General features: G+C 75.0%; 21 protein-coding genes. 13 read left to right on the plus strand and 8 right to left on the minus strand.

The window, feature by feature from the left end; translation table 11 throughout:
• Positions 1–56: 56 nt before the first annotated feature.
• Genes FBY24_RS14935 through FBY24_RS14950 form a run of 4 tightly spaced genes read left to right on the plus strand, consistent with a single transcriptional unit; the run spans position 57 to position 2,139 of the window.
• A complete protein-coding gene (locus tag FBY24_RS14935; protein ID WP_142161771.1) occupies positions 57–416 on the plus strand; it encodes a hypothetical protein in 360 nt (119 codons plus the stop codon).
• The gene (locus tag FBY24_RS14940) at positions 413–862 is read left to right on the plus strand and encodes a hypothetical protein (protein WP_370510995.1); all 450 of its coding nucleotides are present in this window, start codon (positions 413–415) and stop codon (positions 860–862) included. The genes FBY24_RS14935 and FBY24_RS14940 overlap by 4 nt, the downstream gene beginning before the upstream one ends.
• 9 nt (positions 863–871) lie before the next feature.
• Positions 872–1,927, plus strand: a complete 1,056-nt coding sequence (locus FBY24_RS14945) for a quinone-dependent dihydroorotate dehydrogenase (protein WP_142161773.1) — start codon at positions 872–874, stop codon at positions 1,925–1,927.
• Positions 1,924–2,139 (plus strand): hypothetical protein, encoded by a 216-nt coding sequence (locus FBY24_RS14950; RefSeq protein WP_142161775.1) that lies wholly within the window; start codon positions 1,924–1,926, stop codon positions 2,137–2,139. The genes FBY24_RS14945 and FBY24_RS14950 overlap by 4 nt, the downstream gene beginning before the upstream one ends.
• A gap of 5 nt (positions 2,140–2,144) precedes the next feature.
• Here the strand turns inward: FBY24_RS14950 and FBY24_RS14955 are convergent, their stop codons facing one another.
• A complete protein-coding gene (locus FBY24_RS14955) occupies positions 2,145–3,599 on the minus strand; it encodes a PLP-dependent aminotransferase family protein (protein ID WP_142161777.1) in 1,455 nt (484 codons plus the stop codon).
• A gap of 62 nt (positions 3,600–3,661) precedes the next feature.
• Between FBY24_RS14955 and FBY24_RS19040 the strand changes: the two genes are divergently transcribed.
• Genes FBY24_RS19040 through FBY24_RS14965 form a run of 3 tightly spaced genes read left to right on the plus strand, consistent with a single transcriptional unit; the run spans position 3,662 to position 5,237 of the window.
• Positions 3,662–3,799 carry a hypothetical protein gene (locus tag FBY24_RS19040; protein WP_160158522.1) on the plus strand — a complete coding sequence of 46 codons (138 nt, stop codon included), beginning with the start codon at positions 3,662–3,664 and terminating at the stop codon, positions 3,797–3,799.
• Positions 3,796–4,470 carry a YitT family protein gene (locus FBY24_RS14960; protein WP_370510996.1) on the plus strand — a complete coding sequence of 225 codons (675 nt, stop codon included), beginning with the start codon at positions 3,796–3,798 and terminating at the stop codon, positions 4,468–4,470. The genes FBY24_RS19040 and FBY24_RS14960 overlap by 4 nt, the downstream gene beginning before the upstream one ends.
• 35 nt (positions 4,471–4,505) lie before the next feature.
• A complete protein-coding gene (locus FBY24_RS14965; RefSeq protein ID WP_142161779.1) occupies positions 4,506–5,237 on the plus strand; it encodes a hypothetical protein in 732 nt (243 codons plus the stop codon).
• A gap of 49 nt (positions 5,238–5,286) precedes the next feature.
• Here the strand turns inward: FBY24_RS14965 and FBY24_RS14970 are convergent, their stop codons facing one another.
• Positions 5,287–5,886, minus strand: coding sequence for a DUF3043 domain-containing protein (locus FBY24_RS14970; protein WP_142161781.1), 600 nt, complete (start codon positions 5,884–5,886; stop codon positions 5,287–5,289).
• Positions 5,887–5,918: 32 nt separating this feature from the next.
• On the opposite strand from FBY24_RS14970, the gene FBY24_RS14975 reads away from it, so the two are divergent.
• On the plus strand, positions 5,919–7,325 hold the full coding sequence (locus FBY24_RS14975) for a dipeptidase (protein WP_142161783.1): 1,407 nt from the start codon (positions 5,919–5,921) through the stop codon (positions 7,323–7,325).
• 14 nt (positions 7,326–7,339) lie between these two features.
• Here the strand turns inward: FBY24_RS14975 and FBY24_RS14980 are convergent, their stop codons facing one another.
• Genes FBY24_RS14980 through nadA form a run of 3 tightly spaced genes read right to left on the minus strand, consistent with a single transcriptional unit; the run spans position 7,340 to position 9,763 of the window.
• Entirely contained in the window at positions 7,340–7,867 is a 528-nt protein-coding gene (locus tag FBY24_RS14980; protein ID WP_142161784.1) for a thioesterase family protein, read from the minus strand.
• A gap of 23 nt (positions 7,868–7,890) precedes the next feature.
• Complete coding sequence (locus FBY24_RS14985; RefSeq protein WP_142161786.1) at positions 7,891–8,490, minus strand: DJ-1/PfpI family protein; 600 nt, start codon at positions 8,488–8,490, stop codon at positions 7,891–7,893.
• Between the two features lie 52 nt (positions 8,491–8,542).
• A complete protein-coding gene (gene nadA / locus FBY24_RS14990) occupies positions 8,543–9,763 on the minus strand; it encodes a quinolinate synthase NadA (protein ID WP_142161788.1) in 1,221 nt (406 codons plus the stop codon).
• Positions 9,764–9,836: 73 nt separating this feature from the next.
• On the opposite strand from nadA, the gene FBY24_RS14995 reads away from it, so the two are divergent.
• Both FBY24_RS14995 and erpA read left to right on the plus strand, forming a co-directional pair.
• A complete protein-coding gene (locus tag FBY24_RS14995; protein WP_142161790.1) occupies positions 9,837–11,045 on the plus strand; it encodes a glycerate kinase in 1,209 nt (402 codons plus the stop codon).
• Between the two features lie 111 nt (positions 11,046–11,156).
• Positions 11,157–11,504 (plus strand): iron-sulfur cluster insertion protein ErpA, encoded by a 348-nt coding sequence (gene erpA / locus FBY24_RS15000; protein WP_140458749.1) that lies wholly within the window; start codon positions 11,157–11,159, stop codon positions 11,502–11,504.
• 112 nt (positions 11,505–11,616) lie between these two features.
• Here erpA and FBY24_RS15005 read toward each other — a convergent pair whose 3' ends face one another.
• Entirely contained in the window at positions 11,617–11,856 is a 240-nt protein-coding gene (locus FBY24_RS15005) for a sulfurtransferase TusA family protein (RefSeq protein ID WP_222117257.1), read from the minus strand.
• A gap of 29 nt (positions 11,857–11,885) precedes the next feature.
• Positions 11,886–13,043: a cysteine desulfurase family protein gene (locus tag FBY24_RS15010; RefSeq protein WP_142161794.1), complete on the minus strand. Its 1,158-nt coding sequence runs from the start codon at positions 13,041–13,043 to the stop codon at positions 11,886–11,888.
• Between the two features lie 213 nt (positions 13,044–13,256).
• Here FBY24_RS15010 and coxB point away from each other — a divergent pair, with 213 nt between their 5' ends.
• Genes coxB through FBY24_RS15025 form a run of 3 tightly spaced genes read left to right on the plus strand, consistent with a single transcriptional unit; the run spans position 13,257 to position 16,332 of the window.
• Complete coding sequence (gene coxB, locus FBY24_RS15015) at positions 13,257–14,129, plus strand: cytochrome c oxidase subunit II (protein WP_142161796.1); 873 nt, start codon at positions 13,257–13,259, stop codon at positions 14,127–14,129.
• Complete coding sequence (gene ctaD / locus FBY24_RS15020; RefSeq protein ID WP_142161798.1) at positions 14,129–15,937, plus strand: cytochrome c oxidase subunit I; 1,809 nt, start codon at positions 14,129–14,131, stop codon at positions 15,935–15,937. The genes coxB and ctaD overlap by 1 nt, the downstream gene beginning before the upstream one ends.
• Entirely contained in the window at positions 15,934–16,332 is a 399-nt protein-coding gene (locus FBY24_RS15025; protein WP_142161800.1) for a cytochrome c oxidase subunit 4, read from the plus strand. The genes ctaD and FBY24_RS15025 overlap by 4 nt, the downstream gene beginning before the upstream one ends.
• 332 nt (positions 16,333–16,664) lie before the next feature.
• On the opposite strand, the gene FBY24_RS15030 is transcribed toward FBY24_RS15025, so the two are convergent.
• Positions 16,665–17,291 carry a superoxide dismutase gene (locus FBY24_RS15030; RefSeq protein WP_142161802.1) on the minus strand — a complete coding sequence of 209 codons (627 nt, stop codon included), beginning with the start codon at positions 17,289–17,291 and terminating at the stop codon, positions 16,665–16,667.
• Positions 17,292–17,395 lie beyond the last annotated feature (104 nt).

Consider the following 17,395-nt stretch of genomic DNA (forward strand, 5'->3'; position numbering starts at 1 on the left):
CCGATCGTAGACCGCGCGGCGCCCCGGGCACGGGACCACGGGTACCGTGTGGCCCCGTGGTGATGCCCCTGGTGTGGACCGTGGTGGTCGCGTGCGCCGCCGTCGCGGGCTGGTCGACGTGGTTCGTCGTGCGGGACCGTGCGGTCGTGCTGCGACAGCTGTGGGCCGCGGCCGTGGTCGAGGCGCTGCTCGTGGTCCAGGCCGTCGTCGCCGGCGTCCTGGCCGTGACCGGCGGGGTCGACGTCGACGGCGTGCTCTTCTGGGGCTACGTCGTCACGCAGATGATCGTGCTCCCGCTGGCCGCGGCGTGGGCGTTCGCCGAGCGCACCCGGTGGAGCTCGGTCGTGCTGCTGGTCGCGGCCCTGACCGTCGCGTTCCTGGAGTACCGGCTGCTGCAGATCTGGGGCGCGGCGTGACCGCGGGGCACGACGGCGGACCGGTGCACGACGACGGGGCCCCTGCCGTGCGCCCCACCGGCGCCGGTCCCGGGCGGCTGCTCGTCGCCGTCTACGGGGTCCTCGCGCTCGCCGGGACCGCCCGGGGTGCCTACCAGGTGGGCACGAAGCTCGCCGAGGCCCCGGTCGCGTACCTGCTGTCCCTGCTGGCCGGGCTGGTGTACGTCGTGGCCACCGTCGCGCTCGCGACCGGCCGCCGCCGGCTGGCCTGGGCGACCGTGCTCGTCGAGATGGTCGGCGTCCTCGTGGTCGGCACGCTCTCGGTGGTCGACGTCGGCGACTTCCCCGACGAGACGGTCTGGTCGGCGTTCGGCCGCGGGTACGGGTACGTGCCGCTCGTCCTGCCGTTCCTCGGCGTGTGGTGGCTGCGCCGGACGGGCGCCCCCGCGTCCCCCGTGCGCCGCTAGGTTGGACGCGTGTACCGGCTGCTCTTCGACCTCGCCCTGCGCCGCCTGGACCCCGAGCGGGCGCACGGGCTCGCCTTCGGACTGATCCGGGCGGTCGCCGCCGTGCCCGGGCTGCGCCGGCTCGTGGCGCTGCCGTTCGCGCCGCCGCCGGGCGCCGCCGTCGAGGTCTGGGGCCGCCGGTTCCCGTCCGCGATGGGTGTGGCCGCGGGGTTCGACAAGGACGCCCACGGCGTCGAGGGCCTGACGATGCTCGGCTTCGGCTTCGTCGAGGTCGGCACGGTCACCCCGCGCCCCCAGCCCGGGAACGAGCGGCCTCGCCTCTGGCGCGTGCTGGACCAGCACGGGCTGCGCAACCGCATGGGGTTCAACAACGAGGGCGCCGAGGTCGTCGCCCGCCGCCTGCGCCGTCTGCGGGCCACACCTCGGGGCCGGTCGCTCGTCGTCGGCGTCAACATCGGCAAGAACCGGACGACCGCCGCGCAGGACGCCGCCGCCGACTACGCCGCATGCGCCCGGCTCCTCGCCCCCTGGGCCGACTACCTCGTCGTCAACGTGTCGTCCCCGAACACCCCGGGCCTGCGGGACCTGCAGGCCGTCGAGCAGCTGCGGCCGCTCCTGGCGGCGACCCGTGCCGCCGCCGACGGGGCGACGGCCGACGCCGGGCGCCCGCGGGTGCCCGTGCTGGTGAAGATCGCCCCCGACCTGTCTGACGCCGACGTGGACGCGGTCGCCGACCTCGTGCTCGACCTCGGGCTCGACGGCGTGGTGGCGGTCAACACCACGATCGCCCACGACCTCGGACCCGGCGGGCTGTCCGGACCGCCCGTGCGCGCCCGCGGCCTCGACGTCGTCGCCCGCCTGCGCGACCGGCTGGGCGCCGACCCCGTGGTCGTCGGCGTCGGGGGGATCAGCACGCCCGCGGACGCGCGCGAGTACCTCGCCGTGGGGGCGACGCTCGTGCAGGGGTACACCGGGTTCATCTACGAGGGCCCGGCGTACGCGACCCGCATCGCCCGGGCCCTCGCCGCCGACGCGGCTCTCGCGCGGGCGGGGCAGGGCGCGTGAGCGGCCCCCGCCCCCGGTGGCAGTGGCGGCTGCTCGACGCCGCGGCGGTGCCCGTCGAGCGGCCCGGCAGCCCGGTGTTCCTCGCGCGGTTCGAGGCCGAGCAGTGGTTGGGCGAGCACTGGCGCGCGCTGGCCGGGCAGGGCGTGCGCACGGCGGTCCTGCAGCACGACGGCGCGGACACCGGGCCGCCGCTCGACCTCGCCGCGGGCTGACCGGCCTACACGAGCAGCGACTCGCCCCGCCCGGCGGGTGCGGCCGATCCCGGCTCGAGGCCGGCCCACGTCGCGGCCAGGCCGTCCACCGCCCGGCGCAGGGCGTCCACGGGGGCCGAGAAGGGCACCCGCAGGTGGTCGTCGAGCGACCCGTCCACGCCGAACCGCGGGCCCGGCGGCACCTGCACGCCGTGCCGGTGCGCGAGCGCCGCGAGCGTGGTCGACACCGGTGCACCCAGGTCGACCCACGTCGACAGGCCGCCCGCGGGCACCGGCACCCGCCAGCCCGGCAGGGACTCGCCGAGCATGGCTACCAGCGCGTCGCGCTGGGTGCGCAGCAGGTCCCGGCGCGCGGGCAGCAGCTCGTCGAACCGGTCCAGCAGCGCCGTCGTGACGAGCTGGTCGAGCACCGACGTCGCGATGTCCACGCTGCCGCGCCGCTGGGCCAGGCGTCCCACGAGGTCGCGGTGCGCACGCACCCAGCCGATCCGCAGGCCGCCCCAGAACGTCTTCGACGCCGAGCCCACGCACACCACCAGGGCGTCGGTGCCGTCCCCGGCGAACGGCACGGGCTCGGGCCCGTGCAGCGTCAGGTCGGTCAGCGTCTCGTCGCCGACGACGGTGGTGCGGTACCGGCGGGCCAGGTCGCGCACCCGCGCGCGGCCCGCGGCGTCCAGGCTCGTCCCGGTCGGGTTGTGGTGGTCGGGGACCAGGTAGACCAGGCGCGGCGCGGTCTGGCGCACGGTCGACTCCAGCAGGTCCAGGTCCAGCCCGTCGGGGCCGACGGGCACCGGGACGGGCCGTGCGCCGGCGTCGCGGGCGGCCTCGATGGCGTGCGGGTACGTCGGGTGCTCCACGACGACGCGGTCGCCGGGGCCAACGAAGGCCGTCATGAGCAGGTGCAGCGCCTGCTGGGCGCCGGAGGTGACGAGCACCTGGTCCGCGGTCGTGGGCACGCCCCGGCGGGTGTACCGCTCGGCGATCGCGGCGCGGAGCACGGGCAGCCCCAGCGGCACGTACCCGGTGCCGGCGAGCAGGTGGGGGAGACGGTCGAGGGCGTCGACGCAGGCCTCGTGGAGCGCGGCGGGTGCGCTCGGTGCCGCGGCCGTCAGGTCGACGACGCCGTCGTGGGCGCCCCCCGCGAGGGCGGAGGGCTGGCTGCCGGCGCCCGCGGGCGTCGTCGTCACGGTGCCGGACCCGCGCCGGCTGACGAGGAACCGCTCCTCGCGCAGCAGGTCGTACGCGGCGGTGACGGTGGTGCGGGACACGCCGAGGGCGTCGGCGACCTCACGCTCGCTCGGCATCCGCGTGCCCAGCGGCAGGGCGCCGGCGCGCACGAGGCCCCGGACGCCGTCGGCCAGCGCGCGGTACGTCGGCCCGCCGTGCTGCCACGCGCCGAGCAGGGTGCGCAGGCGGGGCCCGCCGAGGCGGCGGTCCGGCTGGGGGAGTCCGTCGATCATGCGGGCCACTATCGGTCAGGTGGCTCTGGATGACAAGGCCACTGCCGGGCCATCGTGGAGCCGTGCTCGCGATCTGGTTCCTCCTCCTGGCGCTCCTGGCGTCCGTTGTCGCTCTGGTCGTGGTCGTCCCGCGGGACGGCCTGGGCCACCGTCCGCCGCCGCCCACCCGTGCGGCCGCCGACGAGCGGGTCCCGCGGTGAGCGCCGTGCCCCCGCCCTCCGCCGTGACCCCGGCCCGCGGACCGGTACCCCGGCGCGACGCCCGCGACCCGGGGCGCGGCGCACCGGTCCGACGGACGGCCCAGCTCCTCGTGGGCCTCGTGCTCTACGCCGCGTCGATCGCCCTGGTCGTGCGCGCCGGCCTGGGCGCCATGCCGTGGGACGTCCTCACGCAGGGCGTGGTCCGGCAGTCGGGCTGGTCGTTCGGCGCGGTGACCGTCGCGACCTCCCTCGTCGTCGTCGCCTGCTGGGTGCCGCTGCGCCAGCGCCCCGGCGTCGGGACACTCGCCAACATCGTCGTCATCGGCGTCCTCGTCGACCCGTTCCTCGCCCTCGTCGGCCAGCTGCCCGAGACGCTCCCCGTGGTGGCCCGCGCCGCCCTGCTCGTGGCCGGCGTCGCGGGCAACGGGCTCGCGACCGCCCTGTACGTGGGTGCGAGCCTCGGCCCCGGGCCCCGTGACGGGCTCATGACGGGCCTCGTCGCTCGCACCGGGTGGCCCGTCCGCCTCGTCCGGGGAGGCATCGAGGTCGCCGTGGTCACCGTCGGCTGGCTCCTCGGCGGGACCGTCGGGGTCGGCACCCTCGTGTACGCGCTCGCGATCGGTCCGCTCGTGCACGTGCTGCTGCCCCGGCTGACCGTCCCGGAGCGGTAGCCTCACCTGCGCGAGCACGGCGAGGCGGAGGCAGCATGCACAGGGTCGGTGACGTCGTCGACGGGTTCGAGCTGACCCCCGACGGCACGTGGGAGCGCCCGTCGCCGACCGCCGGGTCGCCGTACGACCTCGGGGACGTCGTCAACGGTCACATGCTCGTGGCGGACCCGGGCGCCGGCCTGCGCTGGGCGCCGCTGCGCCGCGCCCCCCTGGCCCCGTACGCCGTAGGCGACGTCGTCGACGAGCACGTGCTCACCCCGGACGGCGACTGGGTGCGCCTCGCGCAGCGGGAGCGCACGCCGCCCGCCGGCGCGGGACGGGCGGCGCGGACGGCGTCGGCGCGCACCGGCCCCACGACGACGACGCGGCCCGTGACCGCGCCCCGCGCGACCGCTCCCGGTGCGGCGGTCTCGACCACCACGCCCGCACCCCGGCCGGCCCCGCAGCGCGCCACGGCCGCCGGGTCGACGACGTCGGCCGCGGCGGCGGGCACCGGCCCGGCCCGGCCCGCAGGGGAAGCCGCGCAGCAGGCCGCAGCAGGTGCTGCCCCGGCCAGGCCCCGCTACGAGGTCGGTGACGTCGTCAACGGGCACGTCCTGACGCCGGACCTGCGCTGGGTACCTCTGGGCGGCGAGCCCACGACCCCCCGCGGGGAGGACCCGACCCCGCGGCAGCCGACCACGCGGTCCTCGGGGAACCCGCTCGGCGGGCTTGTGGTCCTCGCGGGGATCGCATTCGTCGTCCTGCGGGCCTGCACGGGCGGCTGACGCGGGCGTCGCGGCCGGCACGTCGCCGGACCGACGCGGTGGACCGGGTTCAGGACGGACGCTGGCCGTGCTTGACCTGCGGCTTGGGCAGGCGCGAGGGCCGCACCTGGAACGCCCGCATCACGGTGTACATGGTCGCGCCCTGCGGCAGCGCGTCCGGCCCGAACTTCGCCGCGACGCGCTTCTTCGTGCCGCGCCACAGGAACCACGCGTCGACCACCGCGGCCAGCACGTACACGTACAGCACCACGAGGATGACGAACGCGATCTCGGGCTGGGTGTTGAGCAGCACCATCTGCAGCACCAGCAGGACCGCGGCGAGCGGCAGGAACAGCTCGCCGAGGTTCCACCGGGAGTCGACGTGGTCGCGGATGAACCGGCGCACCGGCCCACGGTCCCGGGGCGGCATGTGACGCTCGTCGCCGGTGCGCATGGCCTGGTACTCCAGCTCGCGCTGGGCACGGGCACGGGCCCGCTCCTCGCGGGCGGCGGCGCGGCGGTCGGTCGGCACCAGGGGCCGGCGGTTGCGGGCCTCGGCCTCCTTGCGCGACGGCGTCGGACGTCCCTTGCCCTGACCGGGTGCACCGGGGGTCGGGGACTCCTCCACCGGGGCGTCGGTGGTCTGGGTGGTCTTGCTGCGTCCGAACACGGGTCCAGGGTAGTCGAGTACGGTGATCGGCCGTGACCTCCGCCCCGCACCCCGCGCACGTCCCGCCCGCCCTCGCCCCCGGCCGCGTCGAGGAGCTGCGCACCCGGGTCCGTGCCCTGTTCCCCGGCGTGCGCGCCGACCTCGAGGACCTCGTGCGGATCCCGTCGGTCTCCAACCCGGAGTTCGACCAGACCCACGTGCAGGCCTCGGCCGACGCGGTCGCCGCCCTCCTGCGCGGGGCGGGGATGCCCGAGGTGCAGGTCCTGCGGGTCGCCGGCACCGACGGCCGGGACGGGGCGCCGGCGGTCGTGGCCCGCCGTCCCGCGCCCGCCGGGGCGCCCACCGTGCTGCTGTACGCGCACCACGACGTCCAGCCGCCGGGCGACGACGCCGACTGGTCCACCGCCCCCTTCGAGCCCACGGCCCGCGGCGAACGGCTCTTCGGCCGGGGCGCGGCCGACGACAAGGCGGGGGTCGTCGCGCACCTCGGCGCCCTGCGCGCGCTCGGCGACGAGCTGGGCGTCGGCGTGACGGTGTTCGTCGAGGGCGAGGAGGAGATCGGCTCGCCGACCTTCGTCGACTTCCTGCGCACCCACCGCGACCTGCTCGCGGCGGACGTCATCGTCGTCGCCGACTCCGCCAACTGGAAGGTCGGCGTGCCCGGCCTGACGACGTCGCTGCGCGGGCTCGTCGACCTCACGGTCGAGGTCGCGGTGCTCGACCACGCGGTGCACTCGGGCATGTTCGGCGGGCCCGTGCTCGACGCGCCGACGCTGCTCGCGCGGCTCGTCGCCACCCTGCACGACGAGCACGGCGACGTCGCCGTCGACGGCCTCGTGCACGCCCCCGACCCGACGGTCGACCTCGACGAGGCCGAGCTGCGGGCCGACGCCGGGGTGCTGCCCGGCGTCCGTCTCGCCGGCACGGGTCCTCTGACGGCCCGGATGTGGACCCGGCCGGCGATCTCCGTGATCGGCTTCGACGCGCCGCGCACCGCGAGCGCCTCGAACACGATCACCCCGAGCGCGACGGCCAAGCTCTCCGTGCGGGTCGCCCCCGGGCAGGACCCCGCCGCGGCGATGGCGGCCGTGCGTGCCCACCTGGAGGGGCACGCGCCGTTCGGTGCGCGGGTCACCGTGGTCGAGGGCGAGCAGGGGCGCCCCTTCCGGGCGCCGACCGACTCGACCGCGATGCGCTCGGCGCGCTGGGCCTTCGCGCAGGCGTGGGGGACCGACCCGGTCGACATCGGCATCGGCGGGTCCATCCCGTTCATCAGCGACCTGCTCCAGGAGTTCCCGGACGCCGCGATCCTCGTCACGGGTGTCGAGGACCCCGACTCGCGGGCGCACGGTGCGAACGAGTCCGTGCACCTGGGCGAGCTGGAGAAGGTCGTCCTGGCGGAGGCCCTCCTGCTGGAGGCGGTCGCGGCGACCCGCTGACCCGCGGCGGGCGGTCAGCGGTGGGCGACGTCCACCGCGGCCGCCCACGCGGCGACCTCGGCCGGCAGCTCGGGGCTGGACGCGGGGGCGTGCTCCAGCACCGCGACCACGTCCGGTGCGGGCACGCGCCCGCCGTCGCGGGACAGGAACCGCCCCGCGACCCACCCGCGCGCCACGTGCTGGCCTCCGCGCGTGAACACCTGCTCCAGGAACACGACCCGGGGGTCCCAGCCGAGCACGCGGGTGGTGATCTCGAAGCGTTGCCCCAGCGTGAGCGACCGCCGGTAGGTCATGGTCGACGCGGCCACGACCGGGTACCAGCCGCGCGCCGCCAGCAGCTGCGTGGCCCCGAGGTCCGCGAGGTAGTTGCTGCGCGCGACGTCCATCATCTGCAGGTACACGCCGTTGTTGACGTGCCGGTAGAGGTCGAGGTCACCGGGCCGCACGCGCAGGCGCGTCACCGACGGGTCGAGGACGTGCTGCCCGGGGACGGGGCGGCGGGGTCGCAGGGTGGCCAGGGCGAGGTGGAGGGCGCGCGTCACGGCGCCGAGGCTAGCGGGCTCCGTCAGACGGGCGGGGCGGGGTCGTACTGGAGGTCCCGGCGCGTCGTCCGTGCGGCCTCGGCCGACTCCAGGCGCGCCACGAGGTGCAGCGCCATGTCGATGCCCGCCGACACCCCCGCGGACGTCACCACGTCCCCGTCGTCGACGAACCGGGCCTCGGTGTCGACCAGCACGCTCGGGTCGGTCCGCACCAGCTCGTCGACGGCCCCGTGGTGGGTGGTGGCCGGCCGGCCTGCGAGCAGCCCGGCCGCCGCGTAGACCAGCGCGCCCGTGCACACGCTCGTCATCAGGGGTGTCGTCGCCCGCACCGCCCGGACCCACGCCAGGTGGTCAGCGTCGACCATGAGCCGGCGCGTCCCGCGCCCGCCCGGGTGGACCAGCACGTGCAGAGGGCCGACCTCCGCGGCCGACGTGTCCGGCACCAGCGACAGCCCCTTGGCGCACCGCACCCCGCTGCCGTCGGGCGAGAACGTGACGACCTCCGGGTGCAGCGCGCTGGCCGCCGCCCACGCCGCGAGCACCTCGAACGGGCCCACGACGTCGAGCTCCTCGGCGTCGTCGAACACCAGCACGCCGATCCGCAGCGGTGCCTGCGTGGACATCGTCGTCCCCCTCCTGCGCGCCGGCCTGCCCCGTCGCGCTCCGTGCGTCCGGTCAGTGCCCCGGCAGGGCCAGCATCTGGTCCAGGGCCACGCGGGCCCAGTGCGCGTCGTCCGGGTCCACGACGATCCGGTTCGGCACGCGACCGGCGACGAGCTGCTCGAGCGTCCACACCAGGTGCGGCAGGTCGATGCGGTTCATCGTCGAGCAGAAGCACACCGTGCTGTCGAGGTAGTGCACGGTCAGCTCGGGGTGCGCGGCCGCGAGCCGCCGCACGAGGTTCAGCTCCGTGCCGATCGCCCACGACGACCCGGGCTCGGCGGCGTCGAGGGCCTTGATGATGTACTCCGTCGAGCCGACCATGTCGGCCGCGGTGACGACGTCGTGCGTGCACTCGGGGTGCACGAGGACGTTCACGCCCGGGACCCGCTCGCGCACCTGCTCGACGTTGCGGGCCGAGAACCGCCCGTGCACGGAGCAGTGCCCGCGCCAGAGGATCATCCGCGCGTCCCGCAGCTGCTGGGTCGTCAGCCCGCCGCCGGGCCGCCGGGGGTCGTACACGACGCAGTCGTCCAGGCTCAGCCCCAGGCCGAGGACGGCGGTGTTGCGGCCCAGGTGCTGGTCGGGCATGAAGAGCACCTTGCCGCGGCCGCCCACGCCCCCGACCCGGTCGAAGGCCCAGCGCAGCGCCACGTGCGCGTTGGAGGAGGTGCACACGGTCCCGCCGTGCCGACCCGTGAAGGCCTTGATCGCCGCGGTCGAGTTCATGTACGTCACCGGCACGGTGTCGTCGGCGACGCCCGCGTCCACCAGCACGTCCCAGGCGTCCTCGACCTGGTCGATCGCCGCCATGTCCGCCATCGAGCAGCCCGCGGCCAGGTCCGGCAGCACGACCTGCTGGGAGTCGGAGGTGAGGATGTCCGCGGACTCCGCCATGAAGTGCACGCCGCAGAACACGACGTGCTCGGCGTCGGGTCGCGCGGCCGCCTCGCGGGCGAGCTTGAAGGAGTCGCCCGTGACGTCGGCGAACGCGATGACCTCGTCGCGCTGGTAGTGGTGCCCGAGCACGAACGCCCGGTCGCCGAGGGCCGCCCGCGCCACGCGTGCCCGTTCGACCAGGTCGGGGTCGGACGCGGCCGGCAGGTCGCCGACGCACTCGACGCCCCGCTCGGAGGCCAGGTCGACGCCCCGCCCGAGCAGCAGCAGCGCCGACGGCGCGGGCTCGGCGAAGCCGGCGGGGGAGACGGGGCCGGGTGCGGACGTGGAGACGCTCACGGGGAAGATCCTCGCACAGCGCCGCACGTCGGCCCCGTGACGTCGGCCGCCCGCGCCGTGCCACGATCGGGGCGTGCGCGTCCTCCTCGCCCCCGACTCCTTCGGCGACCGGCTCACCGCCGCGCGGGCGGCCGACGCCCTGCGCACCGGCTGGCTCGAGGGCGCGCCCCACGACACGGTCACCACCTGCCCCCTCGCCGACGGCGGGCCCGGCTTCGTCGCCACCCTGCACGCGTCGCTCGGCGGCGACCTGGTCCCCGCGACCGTGACGGACCCGCTCGGCCGGCCCACACCGGCCGTGGTGCTGCGCGCCGGGACCGGTGCGTGGGTGGAGTCCGCGCAGGCCGCCGGCCTGGCGCTCGTGCCCGCCGACCGCCGCGACCCCACCCGGACCACGACCACGGGCGTCGGCGAGCTCGTGGCCGCCTCCGTGGCGGCCGGCGCCACCCGGGTCGTCGTCGGGCTCGGCGGGTCCGCGACCAACGACGCCGGCGCCGGCATGCTCCTGACGCTGGGGCGTGCCCTGGTCCCCGGGCAGGTCCCGGCCGGTGCGGCGGTGCTCGCCCACGGCGGGCTCGCGCTCGCGGACGTCCCGGCGCAGGACCTCGCGTGGCTGGGCCCGCTGCGCGCCGCCCTGCGCCACCTGGACCTGGTCGCCGCGGTGGACGTCGACGTGCCGCTGCTGGGGCTGCACGGCGCCTCCGCAGGCTTCTCGGAGCAGAAGGGCGCCTCGCCGCAGCAGGCGCAGGACCTCGAACGGGCGCTGGGCGCGTTCGCGCACGCGGCCGCCGCCGCCGCGGGCGCCGACGTGCGGCCCGACCTGCTGGGCGGCTCGTCGGACCAGCCGCGGGGACGCTCGGCCGCCGCGCGGCTCGCGGGGCTTCCCGGCGCCGGCGCCGCCGGCGGGCTCGGCTTCGCGCTCGCGCTCGTGGGCGCGCGCCTGCTGCCCGGCGCCGCCCTGGTGGCCGACGCCGTCGGCCTCGACGGGCAGGTGGCCGACCACGACCTCGTCGTCACGGGTGAGGGGCGCACCGACTGGCAGTCGCTGCACGGCAAGGTCGTCGCCGAGGTCGCGGCGCGCGCCCTGCCGCAGGCGGTGCCGACGGTGGTCGTCTCGGGCGAGGTCACCGTCGGCCGGCGCGAGCTGGCCGCCGCCGGGGTCGCGGCCGCGTACGCCGTGGCCGAGGGCCCCGAGGCCGTCGCCGCCGCCCTGGCGGACCCCGCCGCCACGCTCGCCGCCCGCGCCGCACGCGTCGCCCGGACGTGGTCGCCCGCGCCGTGACCGCGTCCCGCGGACCACGCCGCCCGCGCGCGTACGCTGGTGGGGAACAACGGCCCCGCCGGCGGTGTTGCTGGATCGTCGAGGACCGTGACCGGCGAACTCGGGAGTGACATGAGCGAGACCACCACCACGACGCACGGCGTCCAGCTGACCGACGTGGCTGCCGACAAGGTGCGCAGCCTGCTCGAGCAGGAGGGCCGTGACGACCTGCGCCTGCGCGTGGCCGTGCAGCCCGGCGGGTGCTCCGGCCTGATCTACCAGCTGTACTTCGACGAGCGTCTGCTCGACGGCGACGCGACCCGTGACTACGACGGTGTCGAGGTCGTCGTGGACCGCATGAGCGTGCCGTACCTCGAGGGCGCGACGATCGACTTCGCCGACACGATCGAGAAGCAGGGCTTCACGATCGACAACCCGAACGCGGGCTCGGCCTGCGCGTGCGGCGGCTCCTTCAGCTGACGCCCCCGCCCGCACGGGCGGTGCACGACGGCCCACGACCCCCGGTCGTGGGCCGTCGTCGTCCCCGGGGCACCACGGGGCCGCAGACCGGTGCGGGCGCCCTGCGGGTGCGTCAGGGGGAGGCCGGTGCCGCGAGCCGGACGTCGACCTCCCACGCACCGCCCCCGGGGCCGGGCTCGCGCACGTCCAGCAGCGCGTGACCGCGCATGCGAGCCCAGGCGGGCAGGTCGAGGGCGGCCGCCGGGTCGGTGGCCAGCACGGTGAGGACCGTCCCGCCCGGCCGGTCGCGGGCTGCGGCGGCAGCGCGCACGACGGGCAGCGGGCAGCGCAGGCCGCGTGCGTCGACGACCACGGGAGGGTCGTCGTCCGCCCCGCCGGGGGTCACAGGCCCTGCGCCCCGAGCGTCGACCGCACGTCCGCGACGGCACGGGGCAGGACGTCGAGGAACCGGTCCACGTCGTCGGCGCGCACGTCGACGGGCAGCGAGAGCCGGACGTTGCCGTGCGTGAGGACGCCCATCGCCGCCAGCACGTGGCTGGGCTCGAGCGCGCTCGACGTGCACGCCGAGCCGGACCCCACGCCGAGCCCCTCCTGGTCGAGGCGTGTCACGAGCGCCTCGCCGTCGACGAACAGGCACGAGAACGTCACGACGTGGGGGAGCCGGTCGACGGCGTCACCGACGACCTCGGCGTCGGGCACGTGTGCCGCGACGTGGTCGCGCACGCGCGCGACCAGGGCCCGGCGGTGCGCGTCGGCGGCGGCCCGCCCCGCCTCGGCCTCCTGCAGCGCGACGGCCGCGGCCAGCGCGAGCGGGACCCACGTGCCGCCCGGGAACCACCGGTCCTCGTCCTCCGGGCCGTCGGGGGAGCGGCGCACGCCGGCGCGGGTGACGAGGACGCCGACGCCGGCGGGCCCGCCCCAGTCGCCGGCGTCCGCGGCGACCAGGTCCCCGCAGGGCCCCACGGCGACGTGCCCGACGCTCGCGCCCGCGTCGACGAGCAGCGGCACGCCCGCGGCGCGGGCCGCGTCGTGCGCGGCCTCGACGGGCTGGAGGGTGCCGACCTCGCCGTTGGCGTGCTGCAGCGCGGCGAGCGCGACGGGGCCGTGCAGCGCGGCGGCGAAGGCGTCGAGGTCGACCCGCCCGGCGCCGTCGACCCCGACGGTGCGCACGTGCCCGCCGTGCGTGGAGGTCGCGTGGGCGGCGGCGGCGTGCACGGCCGCGCGCTCGACCGCGCTCACCACGACGTCCGTGCCGACGCGGCGCCGCCCCCGGGCGACGGTGCGCACGGCGGAGTGCAGCGCGGCCGTGTGCGAGGGGGCCAGGTCGACCTCCGACGTCCGGACGCCCAGCACCCCGGCGACGGCCTCGCGGGCGCCGTCGAGCAGCATGCGGGCGCGACGCGCCTCGGCGAACAGCCGGCGGGGATCGGCCCAGCCCTGGTCGACGGCCTCGAGCAGCGCCTGCCGGGCACCGGGGCGCAGGGGAGCGTGCCCGGCCACGTCGAGGACGGTGCGCGGGGGAGGGGGTGCGTCGCTCACCTCGGCACGCTAGCGCCTCGCGGGCGGGTGCCGGTCGTCGTCCGGCGCAGGCCCGCAGGTGTGACGGTGCTGACACGGCGTCGTCATCCGGGCGCCGGAGGACGTGATCCGGGGCACGGCGCGCTACGCTGCACGGGTCGAGGACGAAGGTCCCAACGGCCCCGCGCCCGGAGAGGGGCGCCAGGTCAGCGGGACGAGAGTGGAAGGCCCCCCGTGCACCCGGATTCCCCCCGCCGCACACGCCGAGCCGTGGCCGCCGCCGTGCTGGTCACGGTCGCCGCGCTCGTGCTCAGCGGCTGCTCCGACGTGGTCCAGCGTGGCTGGCTCCCCGGCTACTCCGACCAGGAGGTCACCGACCAGACCGGTCGCGTCGTCTCCCTGTGGGTCGGCTCCTGGATCGCCGCCCTCGCGGTCGGCGCGATCACGTGGGGGCTGATCCTGTGGTGCGTCGCGGTCTACCGCAAGCGCAAGGACGACGACACGCTCCCCGTCCAGCTGCGCTACCACGTGCCGCTCGAGGTGATGTACGTGATCCTGCCGATCGTCATGGTCGGCGTGCTCTTCTACTACACGAACCGCGACACGATGGCGATCACGGACACGTCCGCCGAGCCCGACGTGAACATCCAGGTCATCGGCAAGCAGTGGAGCTGGGACTTCAACTACCTCGACGAGGACGTCTACGAGACCGGCCAGCACGCGCAGGACATCGGCTCCGACGAGTCGGTCCTGGGCGAGCAGGTCACGCTGTACCTGCCCGTCGGCGAGCGGGTGGAGTTCACGGTCGACTCGCGCGACGTCATCCACTCCTTCTGGGTGCCGGCCTTCCTGTTCAAGATGGACATGATCCCCGGGCACACCAACACCTTCCAGGTCACGCCCACGCGTGAGGGCAGCTACGTCGGCAAGTGCGCCGAGCTCTGCGGCGAGGAGCACTCGGCGATGCTGTTCAACGTCGAGGTCGTCTCCCGCGAGGAGTACGACGCCCACATGCAGGAGCTGCGGGACCAGGGCCAGACGGGTGCCCTCGGCCTGGAGTACAGCCGTCAGCAGGACCTGAACGACGTCGCGGAGGTCGAGGACTGATGGCAGCGCACACCGAGGTGATCCCCGGTCTGGCACCCCAGCGCCAGTCCCTGGGCCGCACGATCGTCAAGTGGATGACGTCGACGGACCACAAGACGATCGGGTACATGTACCTGATCACGTCGTTCGTGTGGTTCGCGATCGGCGGCATCCTGGCGCTGCTGATCCGCGCCGAGCTCTTCGCTCCCGGGGTGGACATCTTCCAGTCCAAGGAGCAGTACAACCAGGCGTTCACGATGCACGGCACGATCATGCTGCTGCTGTTCGCGACGCCGCTGTTCGCCGGCTTCGCCAACATCATCATGCCGCTGCAGATCGGCGCGCCCGACGTCGCCTTCCCGCGGCTCAACATGTTCGCGTACTGGCTGTACCTGTTCGGCGGCCTGATCGCCGCCGCCGGCTTCCTCACGCCGCAGGGCGCCGCCTCGTTCGGGTGGTTCGCCTACGCGCCGCTGTCGAGCACGGTGTACTCCCCAGGGGTCGGCGGAGACCTCTGGGTGTTCGGGCTCGCCCTCGGCGGGTTCGGCACCATCCTCGGGGCCGTCAACTTCATCACCACGATCGTCACGATGCGTGCGCCCGGAATGACGATGTTCCGGATGCCGATCTTCACCTGGAACACCCTGGTGACGTCGCTGCTCGTGCTCATGGCGTTCCCGCCCCTGGCCGCGGCGCTGTTCGCGCTCGGCGCGGACCGGCGGCTCGGCGCCCAGGTGTTCAACCCCGACAACGGCGGCGCGCTGCTCTGGCAGCACCTGTTCTGGTTCTTCGGGCACCCCGAGGTCTACATCATCGCGCTGCCGTTCTTCGGCATCGTCACCGAGATCCTGCCGGTGTTCAGCCGCAAGCCCGTCTTCGGCTACAAGGGCCTGGTCTACGCGACGATCGCGATCGCGGCGCTGTCGGTGACCGTGTGGGCCCACCACATGTACGTCACCGGCGCGGTCCTGCTGCCGTTCTTCTCCTTCATGACGATGCTCATCGCCGTCCCCACGGGGGTGAAGTTCTTCAACTGGATCGGCACGATGTGGCGCGGGAAGATCACGTTCGAGACGCCGATGCTGTGGACCATCGGCTTCCTCGTGACGTTCCTCTTCGGCGGGCTGACCGGTGTGATCCTGTCGAGCCCGGCGCTCGACTTCCACCTGTCCGACACGTACTTCGTCGTGGCGCACTTCCACTACGTCGTGTTCGGCACCGTCGTGTTCGCGATGTTCGCCGGCTTCTACTTCTGGTGGCCCAAGTTCACGGGGCGCATGCTCGACGAGCGCCTCGGGAAGATCCACTTCTGGGTCCTGTTCTTCGGGTTCCACACCACCTTCCTCGTGCAGCACTGGCTCGGCGTCATCGGCATGCCGCGCCGGTACGTCGACTACTCGCCGGCGGACGGCTTCACGTGGATGAACCAGCTGTCGACCATCGGCTCGGTCGTGCTCGCGGCCTCCACGCTGCCGTTCCTGTGGAACGTCTACATCACCTGGCGCAAGGCGCCGAAGGTCACCGTGGACGACCCGTGGGGCTACGGAGCGTCGCTCGAGTGGGCGACGAGCTGCCCGCCCCCGCGGCACAACTTCACGTCGTTGCCGCGCATCCGCTCCGAGCGCCCCGCGTTCGACCTGCACCACCCCGAGGTCGCAGCGATGGACCACGTCGAGCCCGACCCGGGACCCTTCGACTGGGAGGCGCAGCGCACCGGTGAGGTGAGCGAGGCCAACCGCCGGGTCGAGAACGGCACCGGCGAGCAGGAGCAGTCGACGGCCACGATCGTCGAGGACCGCCCCGAGGACCGTCCGGAGGACCAGCGATGAAGATCGAGGCGAAGCTCTTCCTCTACGGGATCCTGTTCTTCTTCCCGGTCGGCCTCATCTACGGCCTCTGGTCGGACGGTGAGCCCGTCGGGACCGTGGGCATCCCGCTCGTCGGTGGCCTCGTGGGCATGATCGGCGGCTACTTCGCACTCCTGGCGCGGCGCATCGACCCCCGCCCCGAGGACGACGAGCTCGGCGACATCGAGCAGGGTGCCGGCAACCAGGGCGTCTTCAGCCCGTGGAGCTGGTGGCCCCTGGTCATCGCACTGGCCGCCTCCATCGCCTTCGTCGCGCTGGCCGTGGGCTGGTGGCTCATGGTCCCCGCGACGGCGCTCGGGGCCATCGGACTCGTCGGCTGGGTCTTCGAGTACTCCCGCGGGCAGCACGCGCACTGACGTCAGGTCCTCGTCAGCCCCTGCAGGGCTGGAGGACCCGGGGCCCGGCACCGATCTGGTGCCGGGCCCCGCTGCGTCTGGTCGGCATCCTGCAGCCGGCAACACGGTCCCCCTCGGCCCTGCTGCAGGGGCAAGGGTGGGGGGCACCCCCGGAGGAGCACAGGGGCGCTGGTGCCGGGCGTCGTGCGGGCGCTCCGGGTCTCGTCGACGTCGCCCTCGTCGATCACCCCGCGACGACCCGGAGAGGCCGACAGCCGCCCACCCGAGGGGTGAGCGGCTGTCGGTGGACGCGGACCCGCGCCGCGCGGCGGCACGGAGCGCAGCGTGCGTCGTCAGGCGGGGACGATGAGCCCCGCCGTCTGCGTGCGGGCGCGCGCGAAGCGCTCCGCCGCGTCGGACCAGCTGACGATGTTCCACCAGGCCTTGACGTAGTCGGCCTTCACGTTGACGTAGTCGAGGTAGAAGGCGTGCTCCCACATGTCGAGCACGACGATCGGCACGAGGCCCAGGGGGTAGTTGCTCTGCTGGTCGTAGAGCTGGAAGATCGCGAGCTTCTGCCCGACGGAGTCCCAGCCGAGGATCGACCAGCCCGAGCCCTGGATGCCGAGGGCGTTGGCGGCGAAGTGCTTCTGGAAGCCCTCGAACGAGCCGAAGAACTCGTCGATCGCCGCGGCGAGCTCACCCGTGGGGCGGTCGCCGCCCTCGGGGGAGAGGTTCTGCCAGAACACCGAGTGGTTGACGTGCCCGCCGAGGTTGAACGCGAGGTTCTTCTCCTGCAGGTTCACCGTGGCGAAGTCACCGGACTCGCGTGCCTCCGCGAGCTTCTCCAGCGCGGCGTTGGCCCCTGCCACGTAGGCGGCGTGGTGCTTGTCGTGGTGCAGCTCCATGATCCGCCCCGAGATGTGCGGCTCGAGCGCCGCATAGTCGTAGGGCAGGTCGGGGAGCGTGTAGTCAGCCATCTGGTTGCCTCTCCTGCATCGGGCCGCAGACGAGCGCCGCGGCATCCTGAAACGCCTTCGCGGTGCCCACCCACCGTGGTGGGCGGACACCGCGAAGGGGTCCG

Origin of the sequence: Cellulomonas sp. SLBN-39 (genome assembly GCF_006715865.1) — a bacterium.
GTDB lineage: Bacteria > Actinomycetota > Actinomycetes > Actinomycetales > Cellulomonadaceae > Cellulomonas.

Bases quoted from the DNA above. Each gene is read 5' to 3' on its own strand.
- FBY24_RS14955 (WP_142161777.1), bottom strand. From the start codon at position 3,599: ATGATCGACGGACTCCCCCAGCCGGACCGCCGCCTCGGCGGGCCCCGC.
- FBY24_RS14965 (WP_142161779.1), top strand. From the start codon at position 4,506: ATGCACAGGGTCGGTGACGTCGTCGACGGGTTCGAGCTGACCCCCGAC.
- FBY24_RS14985 (WP_142161786.1), bottom strand. From the start codon at position 8,490: ATGTCCACGCAGGCACCGCTGCGGATCGGCGTGCTGGTGTTCGACGAC.
- erpA (WP_140458749.1), top strand. From the start codon at position 11,157: ATGAGCGAGACCACCACCACGACGCACGGCGTCCAGCTGACCGACGTG.
- ctaD (WP_142161798.1), top strand. From the start codon at position 14,129: ATGGCAGCGCACACCGAGGTGATCCCCGGTCTGGCACCCCAGCGCCAG.
- FBY24_RS15025 (WP_142161800.1), top strand. From the start codon at position 15,934: ATGAAGATCGAGGCGAAGCTCTTCCTCTACGGGATCCTGTTCTTCTTC.
- FBY24_RS15030 (WP_142161802.1), bottom strand. From the start codon at position 17,291: ATGGCTGACTACACGCTCCCCGACCTGCCCTACGACTATGCGGCGCTC.